The following is a 12,083-nucleotide window of genomic DNA, read 5'->3' on the forward strand; positions in this document are numbered from 1 at the left end:
TTTAGCACATAAAGAAAGCTGCCTCAATGACAACTCTGATTTTCAACTATTCCCCCATTACATCTTAAACATGCCCAGTCTTTATTTGTTCAAGCAACCTTTTTGCAGGATTATAGGTTGTATTCCGATGAAGTAACTTTTCTAGAATCTCTATGGCTTCATTAATTCTTCCTTCAAGTATTAATGTTTCTACATACTGCATTGTCACTTTATCGTGGTTAGGGTTTTTCCTATACGCTATCTCTTTATAAGGTTTCGCATCAGCAGTTTTACCTAAACTGATAAGACATTCATAAATTCTTGCATATGTTCTCGAATGTTCATCCAGGATCACTAGACCTCAAAAAACATTCTGATGAAGATTGGAATTCGCACATTTTAAAGTGTTCTAATCCTTTTTGATAAAGTAAATAAGATTCGTCATACTTTTCCATTTTTTATTCCTCATCTCTAAAGGTATAGATTGTATATCTATTCTGCAGTACGTTTTACACGAACATATTCAAATTCATCCAGATACTTAGGTAAAGCTTGCGGTATTTTAGGTTTCCATCGTTTTTTCATAACCGTAGTTTCCATATATTCCTCATCTAAACAAAAATAAAAAAATGAGGAGAGTGTAGCTAAGACGAGATCAACTGTTTTCGGTTTTCTTCTTGCAGAAAATTCATCTAACCATCTCCTTACATCATTAGAGGTCAGCTTTTCTAGAGGGGTCGTACATTCACTTAGAAATTTTTCTAATATCCATCGATATTTAATGATCGTTGCAACCGCTTTATTTTCCATTTTTAAACTTAACAGGTATTCGTTAAGTATCATTTTCGTTTGTGCGGGAATCGTTTCATGGGTACTTTGCCAATATTTTTTGGACGAAATCATTCTATCAATCTCCTTTCTATTAAATTTCTAAAACATAATAGTGACTTTTTCAAAATGGTTCCTCCTCAAAAAGAAATAGCCCTATCTCCTTGGAAGGAATTAGGACTTTCAAAATAATAATATAGACTTCTTTTTTTATTTGACTCGTATACACAATTAAAAAGAAAAGCCCCGCAGAGATTTCTCCCTACGAAGGCTTTTGAATCATCATTAAGTAACAGACCTTAACCTTTTAATTCTATTTCTTAAGAAGCAGGTGTAGTTACATCAACTTTAACTGGAGCAGTTAAGTTTCCAGCTGCATCTTCTACAACCACATATACATCATAAGCAGTTGCATCAGCTGCAAGTGTTAAAACTTGTGAAGCTTCAGTATTCGCTGTAAGTGCTACAGAAGCACCTGCAACAACAGCAGCAGCAGTCGGAGCAGTAGCATCGTTAGCTACAGATAAGAAGTATGCTTTACCATTTTCGTTAGATTTAACAAGTACTTCTACTTTCTTAGATCCAGCTACTTGAGCAGCACCAGCTTTAGGGTATGTTGCTGCAATTACTGGTGCAGTAGCATCACCTTTTACCACAGCTTTAATAACAACTGGAGTAGATAATAGGTTAGTAGTATCTCCACCATTAGTAATCTTCGTTACAACGATATCTGCTGTTGCATCTTTCTTAAGATCACCAGTTAAAGCTACTTTACCTGATCCATCAATTGCAAAGCTATTAACAGAGTTAGTTACGATTAAATCGCTAGCAGCAATCGCAAGACCTGATTTATTTGTAATTTCTTTACCATATTGGTCGTAAAGTTTAACTAAATCTAAAACTTTTGCAGAAAGAGTATCACCAACAGCTAATGAAGGTAAAGCATTGTTTGCGAATTCTACTTTTGATGCTTTAGCAGCAGTATCTTTAACATCGAAAGTTAATGTATCTACTACGAAAGATCCTACTTTAACAGCAACTTTTGCAGTTGTTGCACTTGTAACAGTGCTATTAAGAGTTAAAGTATCAGCAGTATCGCTTAAAGTCATTTTAGATTTAACACCATTAGTTGCAGTTTCATCGACAAAGCTAACTCCAACCCCACCGTTAGGGTCTAATTTAGCCAATTTGTTTCCGTTACTATCTAGAGAATAAACAGAAATTGTAGCAACTGTGCTATCAGAAGTAGTTTCTGTTGAAGCAGCGTTTAGATCAAGTGTAGTGTAGTCAACTTCAACTTTGTAGCTGTTTAAAGATCCAGCTTTAGAAATTGTTACAGGAATCACTTTTTCATATTTTGTAGAACCATCAGTGTAAGTTACAGTAAATGTAGTTGTACCTTCTTTTACTGCAGATACTGAATAAGTTACTTTTGAAACTGATCCTGTAGCACCAGTAGTTGCTTTAGCAATAGTTTCATCAGCAGATTTGATGCTTAATTTGGAAGAATCATAGTTTACAGCTTTACCAAATTGATCTTTAAACGAAACATCAAATGTTTCTGGAATTGCTCCAATAGCAGCACTTACAGTTGTTTTGCTAACTTCAAGCGTCGTTGGAGTAGCAGATGCTTTAACTGTGATATTAACAGTTGTTTCTAAATCTCCAACTTTAACTTTTACTAAAGCAGTACCAGTTGAAATTGGTGTGATTTGTCCATTAGCACCAACAACCGCTACTGTTGGGTTTAAGTTTGTATAAGTAACTTCATTACCAACTCTAGCATCAGTATCTTTACCATATTGGTCAACATAGTACATGTTTAGATACTTAGAAGAATCGCCCATAGAAACAGACGTTACGATATCTTCAGCTTTTTTAGCTTTGTAATCTGCTGTAGTTTTTAAAGTTTCATCTGCACCAATGTGATACCCTACGAACGTAGAAGCTGTCGCATCAGAAACAGTTACAATTGTAGAAGATGTTGAAACTGAAGTGCCTTTTACAGTTACTTTTACAATTGCTTTATCAGCAGTATGGTCCCCACCTTTATCAATTGTGCTACCATCAGCAGCTACAATACCTAGGTCTGAAGATTCAATTGATAATTCAACTTCGCTTGTGATATCGCGACCTAATTGATCAGTTACTTTTACGATATCTTTAATGTTTTTAACAGGTGCAACTGTTGTAGAAGTAAATTGAATTCCTGTTGCAACAGATTTAGCATAGTAGAATTCTGCTTTGCTGTTTTCTACTTTTGCAGTACCTGACATTACGCCATCAGCCACAACTTCATATGCTTTGTCAGCAGTTAATTTGTCAGCAAATGTTACTGTAACTTCTTTTTTGTTTGTAGAGCTTACTTCAACTTTTGATACGAATTGACGGATGTTAGCATCGTCTTTTCTAGTTACTGTGAAGTTTGCTGGGTTAGCAGAAGTTACCTCTTTATTGAATACTAATTTAACTTGAGTAGAGTTAATCGCACTTACGCTTTCAACTTTAGGAACTGAAACCTCTGCTAATACTTTATCAGCAGCATCCGTTGCAGTTTTTACAACAGTTGCAGCTTTTTCGTTAATTGTAGCTTTGATGTTAGCCTCTACCACTTTGTTTAATTCAGCTTTTTGAGCATCATAAACTTTAGCTAAGTTAGCTTTAGCTTCTAAGATTTTCGCTTCATCTTTTAATACCACCGCAGCGTCAAGAGCTTTAGCAGCTGGCTCAACTTGAAGTTCTAGAGCGTTCCAAGACTTTATGTAGTTCAAAGCGCGACCAAGAAGATACTTTGTGCGAACATTTGAAAGGTCTGCAAGTAATGCAGCTTTGTCTTTCGCAGGTGCATATTTGTTAACATAGTTAACTGCGTATTTGTATTGAGCTTCACCTTTTTTGTAAGCAGCGTATACTACTTCACGGTCTACTAGTTCACCAGTAGCAACGTATGGTTTGCTGTAAGAGTACATTGCTTCATACATAACGTGTTTTGCTTTTTGTACTTCACCTGCAATATTTGGAGCAGCTTCAGATGTTACTGGTGCAACTGCTACGAAACCTGATGCAGCGATCGCAGATGCTGTAGCGATTTTGATTGCTTTCTTTTTCATGAGTGTGGAAATCTCCCTTCGATATTTAAAGTAGTCTGTCTAAAGATACAAAAATATGTAAAATTTCGACAGCTAACAAACTTAACGACTATTATACTAGTTAAATAAGGAAATATCAACCTGTAATAGGTTATTTTTCATTTAACTAGTTACTAAGCCGCTGAAGGATTTGGTATTTACATTTCTACCAGTTCCTTCTGCAATTCCTATAATATTACAAAATACTTGCAAATTCTAGCTTTTTTACATATTATTTTCCCATTTTTCCATAGTAATAGTTTCCAATTTTGGTTAGTTTACGAAATACTTTAAGTAATAGGTACTAAAAATGGGGAATCACACCTTAACATCCTATTCTTAACATTACAGTTTCATGTCATTTTTTCAGTAAAAACTCATAAAACCTTATGACTATAAATATGGACAAACTAACCAACATTACCATATTGATGTCGTGTAAATTTTTCATAAAACTCACTTTTCTTTAAATCCGCATTGGTTTCTCCCCTCATAATTCCCCATAAAAAAAGGACTGTACCATACAAATGGTCAGTCCTTCTTCATGTCCTTATATATTTTTTCCATCAACAATAATTGTTGCCTGGGTGATTTTTTTACTTTTATTGTTGTCAGTTACAGTAAATGTCAATTTATAAGCCCCGTTTGGAACCATTTTTCCCATTAGATCTTTCCCATCCCAGTTCAAGGTCCGCTTTCCTGCTGACATACTCAAATTGTTGTAAAAAGTTTTAACTACGTTTCCTTTGGTGTCTTGAATGTTAATGGTTACCTTAGCTGCTTTGTTCAATTCATATGGTATGGAAACTTTAGCTCCCGTTGTAGATGAAAAGGAAACCGACGCATTCGGTAGCGTTATCGCTGGTTGTATTCTGTCGATCACCTGCTGATGCCTGATTTTAGTGACAGATCCACTGGCTCCTGCAACCCTTGCAATTACCTTATATGTTCCAGTTGTAGCAAAATAGCCATTGTCTAGTTTTCCGTCCCATACAATCGAAAAGCGTCCTCCGGCCCATTTTCGACCTGTTACTAATCTTTTAACCGTGTAACCTTTGCTGTCTTGAATATAGACTGTTACCGTTGTGTCGTTTGGTGTAATAAAGGAAAAAGCTGTTCGACTAGTCCCCGTTACTGGAAAGATGTTCGATGTAGATTGGATGTCCGTTACGGCTAGAGGAGTATTCTCCAGTGAACGGAGTGCATCTACCCTTCCAAATCCATAAAATTCATCCCATCCCTTATCCCCTAAATCCAACGCGGATTTCTTCAGGATCTCTTCAACCTGGATAGGAGTGAGGAAAGAATTTTTTGATAAAACCAATGCTGCGACACCCGATACAACGGGTGCTGCCATAGAAGTTCCGCTCAAATATCTGTAAGTGCCTCCTGGGTAGGTTGAATAAATCAACAAACCTGGTGCAGCCAAGTCAATATATTCTCCATAGTTTGAGAAAGAAGTAATTTCATCCGCGTGATCGGTCGCGCTTACCCCTATTACATGTGGACTTGCAGCTGGATAGGTTAAAGTCGATGTATCACTATTACCCGCTGCTGCCACAACAACCGCCCCTTTAGAATGTGCGTAGTTAGTTGCAACATCCAATGCTTCTGAAGGCTCGTCCAATCCAAGGCTTAGATTGATGACTTTTGCTCCGTGGTCTGCGGCATAATAGATTCCTTCCACAATATCAAAGACTTCCGCAAATTCTCCTTGGAAGACATCGATAGGCATAATTTTGACACCAGGAGCGATTCCTAAAGTTCCAATCTTGTTTGCGGAAGCTGCAATGATTCCAGCAACATGCGTTCCATGCGGATCCTTATCCACAATAGTAGTGTCTGCCACTAAGTTGATGGGCGAAACGATTTTGCCAACTAAATCTGGATGATCAGTTTCAACCCCTCCATCTATTACCGCTACAGTTACAGAAGCCGCTCCTTTTTCAAAATCCCAGGCCTTCGGCATTTGAATCTTGCTCGTATGCCATTGCTTTTTGAAATAAGGATCCGTTGGGACGAATGAGCTCTTTACCTTATAATTGGGTTCCGCGAAGATGACCGATGGGTTTCTATATAGAAGCTTTGCCAATTCCTTTAATCCATCTTCATCCAGGACCTTAACTAGTGAGATGTCACCATTATCAATGTAATCCAATTCTCTAACATTGGCTTCCCGAAAAACTCGTTTCTTTTCCTCTTCCGTTGTGCCTGCCTTAAACTTTACAATTAATTCCCTGTAACTCTGATTCTCTATAGCTTGCAGACTAGCTGTTTTTGAATCGGTTAGTAACTGACTGTTTTCAGTAGCTAATGCTGGGCTGACGGGCAACAGATTAGCCATCAAAAGAAGGCTTGCCATAGTTTTTTTCATATTTCCCCCACCTTCCTAGATGTGTACATACTCTATCGGAAATTATATAGCATTCTATTAGAATTTCATTTTAGTAATATAAGGGAATTAATATATTGTATAAAATAATCTGAAAAAATTAATGGTAGAATATCCTATTTTTTGATAGAATAGTAGCATTATTATGTCGAGAGGTGGAATAATTTGAAAAAGCGCGCGACTTTATTCACAGCTGCGATTGTCCTTTCCGCTACTTTGGTCACTCCTGCTTTTGCAAATACATACACCGTTAAGTCTGGTGATACTTTATCGAAGGTTGCCGTTGCCAATTCCACAACCGTAGCCAATATTAAAGCTTGGAATAAACTGACCTCCGATCGTCTAACGATCAATCAAAAGTTAATCATAGCAGCACCGGCAAAAGGAACAGTAACTAATGTAAAGCCCGTTTACTATACAGTAGTCAAAGGGGATACGTTATCGAAAATCGCCACTAAATATAAGGTTTCGGTAGCCCAGCTACAATCCTGGAACAAGCTAAAAAGACCCGCGATTAATCTTGGGCAGAAGCTGATAGTTTCAGATCCTACGAAAAACACTGCTAGTGCGGTCCCTAACAAACCAGTTCCCCCAAAGGCGACTCCTTCCTCGAAGGATATTATCCATATTGTGAAGAAGGATGAAAGCCTTTGGAAAATCGCCACTCTTTATCAAACAACTGTGGAACAGCTATACATATTGAACAATTTAAAATCCGATGCCTTAAAGCTTGGACAAATCTTGATAATTTCAAAGGATGGACAAGCCACACCGGCGACTCCTGTAGAACCGGATAAGGAAGATGCTCTCATTGAATTAGCAAAAAAATTAGTCGGTATCCCTTATGTTTGGGCAGGAACCTCTCCTGCTGGGTTTGACTGCAGTGGGTTTATATACTATGTGTACTCTAATTCTGGTTTCTCGATTTCAAGGCTTTCTTCGTACATCTATTTTGATAAAGCTAAAGAAGTGGATAAACCGATGCCTGGAGACAGCGTCTTCTTTTACACTAGTTCCAAGAATCAAGTCATCTCCCATATGGGAATCTATCTTGGAAACGATCAATTCATCCATGCGAGTAGCAGCAAGGGTGTAGCCATCAATTCTTTAGAAGAGTCTTATTATAAAACTAGATTTGCTGGGATCAAAAGAATACATAAATGATTAAAACGCTGGTTCCTAGTAATTAGGACCAGCCTTTTTATGTCAAATGTCCTCGAATTCTGAAGAATATATGGAATGATTACCCAATAGGTAGTATTATTTTAGTAGATAAGCAGAGGAAGGATGTAAGGGATGAGAGTTTTTAAGGCAGCGTTTGGTATTCTTACCGTGTTTATTTTTCTTTTAGCTCTGCTAGTTCCTAATGTGGTAGACGTCAAAGGCTCTGTGCGCTACGAGCTCATAAGCAGTTATCCACTCGATGGGGCAAAATATGTACCAAATGGGACAGAACTTTCGCTAGTATTCGGTGCAAAGGTGACGAAGGTCAATCCTGATTTGGTAAAGGTCTATTACAAACGGAGCACCTATGATGTTAAAACTAAAATCAGAACAGTGATTGATAATAATACTGTGAAAATCACACCTGAAGAGAGTTTACTTGGAGATAGAACGTATTACGTTGAGTTAGCACCTTATGCGATTACTTTTGATAATGGCCTTATATACCCAACGTCCAAAAAAATCCGCTCCTTTTCGACTGACTATTATTCTTTCAAGGAGCTTTTTGTAGATTCAGAGTCCAAGCTCACTTCCCTTCTCGTAAGCTATTTACCAAGGGAAATTACTGTATCCGCACCCAAGCGATACATAGAAAACGTTTCGATTTTACATAAGAAAAAAGGAACTGTAGGAAAATCCTCTTCCCAAGCTGGATCGGTCACGAATTTTGATATTAAGACCAAGCAGGATGAAGTTTCAAGAGTCCGCATCGATATTGTTCAAAACGGATCTATTAAGCAATCAAAGCATTTGAAAGTAGCCAATGCTGTGGTGCCGAACCTGGAGCAGGGAAAATTTTTATTCAGCCTTGGGCTAAATAAATTGCCTGATAGCTTTGACGTGAATGTCTATGTCTATGATATTGACAACCAAGTGATTGACAACAAAATCCTAAAAGTAGTTTCCCAGGACGGCGTATTAAGCATTGAAGAAACCTACCAATATCAAACAGCCGGCAAAACCTATACTTTATATGATTTACTGAAAAACGCCAGTACGTTAAATACCCTAATGGAAGAAAATGAGATGAAGAGGGTTATGGTTCAGGTGGAGAAGCGATGAAAAAGTGGATGTTAATCCTTTTTCCTATTGTGATGTTGCTCCTCCAACAGGATGTCATGTTTGCCGAACAAACACTGGAGAAAAAGGTGATTTTGAATCCGGTCAAGTCTTGGACTATTACGTTTAATGGCCAAGTTGATGAAAAGACCATTAAACATACATCGGTTTATATTGTCGATGGAGCCAATCGAAAAATCCCAACCGTCTCTCGTGTTTCGTCTGGAAATAAACTTATTATATCTCCCGAGACCGCCTATCAAGCTGGTCACGTCTATACATTAGTCATTAACAAATCCGTCCGCTCTTCCAACCAGCAATATTTAAAGGAGCATATTTTTATGCCTTTTGCGCTGGAGGAAAAAAAGGAGCAAGTAAATTCTATTGGCACTACGAGCTCAAAAAATATCACAAATCGTCCCCCTAAGCAGACTGCAAGTAAGAAACCTGACTCCAAACAGTTAAAGGTGTCAGCGAATGTGCACGAATATGTACTGGATGTGACAGTCACAACAAAAGGGAATATCAGCAAGTTGCTAGTCAACGGCAGGTCCATGCATTACATAGGCAATAACAAGTTCCATTTAGGATTGTCTTCAGGAGAAAAAGTAACTAACCTAAGCTTTGATGCCTACTCTGGGAATAAAAAGCTTTTCTCTGAAGTTCATTCTTTAAAGTAAGGTGATAAAATGAAAAAGAAGTATATTTCTTCAATGATCATTTCAACGCTTATCCTTGGCAATTTAATTTTATGGCCAGTACTCTTAATTAATGCGGGAGTCATTTCTATTCAAGATGAAAAGGATTCTATCCAAACTTTAGATGCAAAGCCCTCATTTGATATGGAAAAAATACTTGCCAAATACACGAAGCCATTAAAGGACCAAATAACTTCAATAGAAGATAAAGAATCCGACTCGAATTCCCCTTCACCAGAAGTTTTTGAAGTCATTGAGATAAAATAAATTTGGTATATCAAGATAACACTGCCTTAGAAAAGGAATTAAGAAAATATTCCGAAATTCAAAGTGTATAAGACTTTGGAAAAATCCCGTTAACAATTCGATTCTTTGTTAATGGGATTTTTCTTTTTTAATCTAATCAATATTTAATAGCCAGGCATGGTTTGCAATCTTTACATACTTGTCGGTTAGAAGAGTACTGTCTAAAGTCAGCAAATCCATCACAATATGAGAATGTCTTATCTTCACTTCCAAATTACCCTACAACTACTTTGCTTTTCATTGAAATATATGGTTTTTTTCTGTTACTATTATGTATATAAATTTTTTATTCGCGTGTATGTATATTTTTTACATATCACTTTAGGATGTGATAAATGTGATTGGAGATCGTGTAAAGAGGTTAAGAGAAGAAAAAAAGATGTCTATGTCAGAGCTTGCTGAAAAAGCTGGAGTAGCCAAATCCTATTTAAGCTCTCTAGAAAGAAATTTGCAAACGAATCCTTCCATTCAATTCCTTGAGAAAATTTCTACTGTGTTAGAGGTTCCGGTCGATTCGCTGCTTCATGACGAACCTAGCAAAGATAGCCTAGATGCTGATTGGATGAAGATTGTTCAAGAAGCCATGAATTCAGGTGTATCTAAAGAACAATTCCGAGATTTCATTGAGTTTAATAAATGGAAATTAAAAAAGGATTAAGGAATAAACAAAAAGCTAAATGCTTTTTGACTTTGCTGTTCAAAGGGAAAAACTAAATTTAAGATATAGGTATTACCTAAAAAATCTGCACCTTAAAAGGAGTTTTGTCAAATCCAACTTCTTTAAGGCGCAGATTTTTTTACATTCATTCCCATGAGCCTTTAAATCGCTTCTTCCTGTATTTGATGTTGTTTTAAAAACGCAATGATTTCCTCTTTATTTATTCCATTTTCCTTTGCTTGTATTATCAGCTCAATCCATTCTTGATCCAGCTCAGAGCTGACATTAGAAATCACCATCATTACCCCTCCTAAAATACCTATTGTATTTCAGGTAGTCCAGCCATCATAGTAGTAACCATACCTTAGACCCGTGACTTTGCGTCCCTATTTTTCAATAAGTTTGCCCTTTTCTGCTATTAACAACTTGGAAATCTTTCTTGTATACTTAGTATAAGGCATTAAATAAGAATAAATATGTCATTTTATGTAAAGAAATTATGGAATGTTCAAGCTTTTTATTTTCACTTTTTTCTATTATTCTACAAATATTCCTACATTATAAACATATTCATTTCTAATTTTTTTAAATAACATAAAAAAACATCGAAATAACCCGAAATAATAATCGTAATTTTCAGACACTTAGTACGAACAGGACTTTTCTATCGGATATAAAAAGATATTCTAATCTAATTGGATGAAGAACCTTTAATTGTAAATTTTTTCTGCAAACCATTTTCCATCTTCTTAACATTGAATTGATGATAAACGCCTTTCTAGATTAGAGACATAGAAAAACCTGAATAAAGGAGCAGTTTCCGAATTGCTCATTATTCAGGGTGATGTTCAAGTTTACACAAGTTTTATTTAATAATAGAAACTAGTTGGATTAACCATTTTGATTAAAAGAATTATAGGCTAATTTAAAATATATGTTTTCATAAAAGGTCAGTTCCATCTATAATTCAACCAGTTTTAGAGATCAGTCCTAACCTTGTTTTTTCGATACCTACTCTTTCGTCTTCAGAAATGATGAAAATAAATTGCTGGATTAGATGTTTATCAAATTTAACGTCTTGCAAGTTTCTCAATTCTGAAATGACCGCTTCATAAGAAAGTGCTTCTCGATATGGCTTTTTACTTGTCATAGCTAAATAGGTTTCTACGATTCCAAGCACTTGTGAAATAGGCGGTATTTCATTGGTTTTTAATCCCTTCGGGTAGCCAGATCCATCAATTCTTTCATGATGAGCCAAGAACCAATGTTTTACATTATTAAATTCCGTAAACTCTCCTAATAATTTTGAACCTAGCTGGCAATGTTCTTTAACTATTCCGAATTCATAATGGGTTAATCTTTCATCTTTTTCAAAAATGTATTCAGGCCATTGAACCCTGCTCACATAATGTAACAAAGCAAGTAATTCAATCTCCCATGCTTTCACTTTAATTTCAGGCATTGTGAAACTTAATTTCTTCATGAGAGAACTTGTATAATGAATCTCATTTCTAGTGGTCCTCGATTTCCCTTCAACAAGTGGGACAAGTGTATTCAATAAATGAAAAATATGTTCCTTATGCTGTTTATTCTTTTTTTCTAAACGGACATGAGACTGATAGATTTGTACAATTAGTACTGTAAAAGAAATACTAATCGCTAATATGAGAGCTTGGTAAGATGTCCATTCAATAATAAATGTAAGTAATAACGTTAGCGCCGCTATCACTAGAATTGGATAACGATATAATTTCCTGAGGGGGTTTTCCCATTCTGGTTGCTTAATAGTATTGGGTTTATCCATTAGTTCA

11 protein-coding genes and 1 riboswitch are annotated in these 12,083 nt (G+C 36.3%); of the genes, 5 read left to right on the forward strand and 6 right to left on the reverse strand.

What is annotated here, in order from left to right; genetic code table 11:
- Positions 1-64 precede the first annotated feature (64 nt).
- The 4 genes from G3O09_RS01755 to G3O09_RS01770 form a co-directional block, all read right to left on the reverse strand.
- A complete protein-coding gene (locus G3O09_RS01755; protein WP_163099402.1) occupies positions 65-334 on the reverse strand; it encodes a tetratricopeptide repeat protein in 270 nt (89 codons plus the stop codon).
- A 137-nt stretch (positions 335-471) separates the two neighbouring features.
- Positions 472-882 carry a site-specific integrase gene (locus tag G3O09_RS01760; protein WP_205439581.1) on the reverse strand — a complete coding sequence of 137 codons (411 nt, stop codon included), beginning with the start codon at positions 880-882 and terminating at the stop codon, positions 472-474.
- Between the two features lie 245 nt (positions 883-1,127).
- The gene (locus tag G3O09_RS01765) at positions 1,128-3,917 is read right to left on the reverse strand and encodes a hypothetical protein (protein ID WP_163099410.1); all 2,790 of its coding nucleotides are present in this window, start codon (positions 3,915-3,917) and stop codon (positions 1,128-1,130) included.
- A gap of 568 nt (positions 3,918-4,485) precedes the next feature.
- Positions 4,486-6,309, reverse strand: a complete 1,824-nt coding sequence (locus G3O09_RS01770; RefSeq protein ID WP_163099412.1) for a S8 family serine peptidase — start codon at positions 6,307-6,309, stop codon at positions 4,486-4,488.
- A gap of 183 nt (positions 6,310-6,492) precedes the next feature.
- Here G3O09_RS01770 and G3O09_RS01775 point away from each other — a divergent pair, with 183 nt between their 5' ends.
- From G3O09_RS01775 to G3O09_RS01795, 5 genes are all read left to right on the forward strand, one after another.
- Positions 6,493-7,491: a C40 family peptidase gene (locus G3O09_RS01775; RefSeq protein ID WP_163099414.1), complete on the forward strand. Its 999-nt coding sequence runs from the start codon at positions 6,493-6,495 to the stop codon at positions 7,489-7,491.
- 132 nt (positions 7,492-7,623) lie between these two features.
- Positions 7,624-8,613, forward strand: coding sequence for an Ig-like domain-containing domain (locus tag G3O09_RS01780; protein ID WP_163099416.1), 990 nt, complete (start codon positions 7,624-7,626; stop codon positions 8,611-8,613).
- Positions 8,610-9,290: an Ig-like domain-containing domain gene (locus G3O09_RS01785; RefSeq protein ID WP_163099418.1), complete on the forward strand. Its 681-nt coding sequence runs from the start codon at positions 8,610-8,612 to the stop codon at positions 9,288-9,290. The genes G3O09_RS01780 and G3O09_RS01785 overlap by 4 nt, the downstream gene beginning before the upstream one ends.
- A gap of 9 nt (positions 9,291-9,299) precedes the next feature.
- Complete coding sequence (locus G3O09_RS01790) at positions 9,300-9,575, forward strand: hypothetical protein (RefSeq protein ID WP_163099420.1); 276 nt, start codon at positions 9,300-9,302, stop codon at positions 9,573-9,575.
- 376 nt (positions 9,576-9,951) lie between these two features.
- Entirely contained in the window at positions 9,952-10,272 is a 321-nt protein-coding gene (locus G3O09_RS01795; protein WP_163099422.1) for a helix-turn-helix domain-containing protein, read from the forward strand.
- 161 nt (positions 10,273-10,433) lie between these two features.
- Here G3O09_RS01795 and sinI read toward each other — a convergent pair whose 3' ends face one another.
- Both sinI and G3O09_RS01805 read right to left on the reverse strand, forming a co-directional pair.
- Entirely contained in the window at positions 10,434-10,571 is a 138-nt protein-coding gene (sinI, locus tag G3O09_RS01800; protein ID WP_163099424.1) for a DNA-binding anti-repressor SinI, read from the reverse strand.
- 30 nt (positions 10,572-10,601) lie between these two features.
- Positions 10,602-10,689, reverse strand: a riboswitch (cyclic di-GMP riboswitch).
- Positions 10,690-11,239: 550 nt separating this feature from the next.
- The gene (locus tag G3O09_RS01805; protein ID WP_163099426.1) at positions 11,240-12,076 is read right to left on the reverse strand and encodes an HD-GYP domain-containing protein; all 837 of its coding nucleotides are present in this window, start codon (positions 12,074-12,076) and stop codon (positions 11,240-11,242) included.
- Positions 12,077-12,083: the final 7 nt, after the last annotated feature.

The organism is Peribacillus alkalitolerans (assembly GCF_010882125.1).
Taxonomy (GTDB): Bacteria; Bacillota; Bacilli; order Bacillales; family DSM-1321; genus Bacillus_BN; species Bacillus_BN alkalitolerans.

Coding starts and splice junctions, on each gene's coding strand:
- G3O09_RS01760 (WP_205439581.1), bottom strand. CDS start 882: ATGATTTCGTCCAAAAAATATTGGCAAAGTACCCATGAAACGATTCCC.
- G3O09_RS01780 (WP_163099416.1), top strand. CDS start 7,624: ATGAGAGTTTTTAAGGCAGCGTTTGGTATTCTTACCGTGTTTATTTTT.
- G3O09_RS01805 (WP_163099426.1), bottom strand. CDS start 12,076: ATGGATAAACCCAATACTATTAAGCAACCAGAATGGGAAAACCCCCTC.
- sinI (WP_163099424.1), bottom strand. CDS start 10,571: ATGGTGATTTCTAATGTCAGCTCTGAGCTGGATCAAGAATGGATTGAG.
- G3O09_RS01790 (WP_163099420.1), top strand. CDS start 9,300: ATGAAAAAGAAGTATATTTCTTCAATGATCATTTCAACGCTTATCCTT.
- G3O09_RS01765 (WP_163099410.1), bottom strand. CDS start 3,917: ATGAAAAAGAAAGCAATCAAAATCGCTACAGCATCTGCGATCGCTGCA.
- G3O09_RS01785 (WP_163099418.1), top strand. CDS start 8,610: ATGAAAAAGTGGATGTTAATCCTTTTTCCTATTGTGATGTTGCTCCTC.
- G3O09_RS01770 (WP_163099412.1), bottom strand. CDS start 6,309: ATGAAAAAAACTATGGCAAGCCTTCTTTTGATGGCTAATCTGTTGCCC.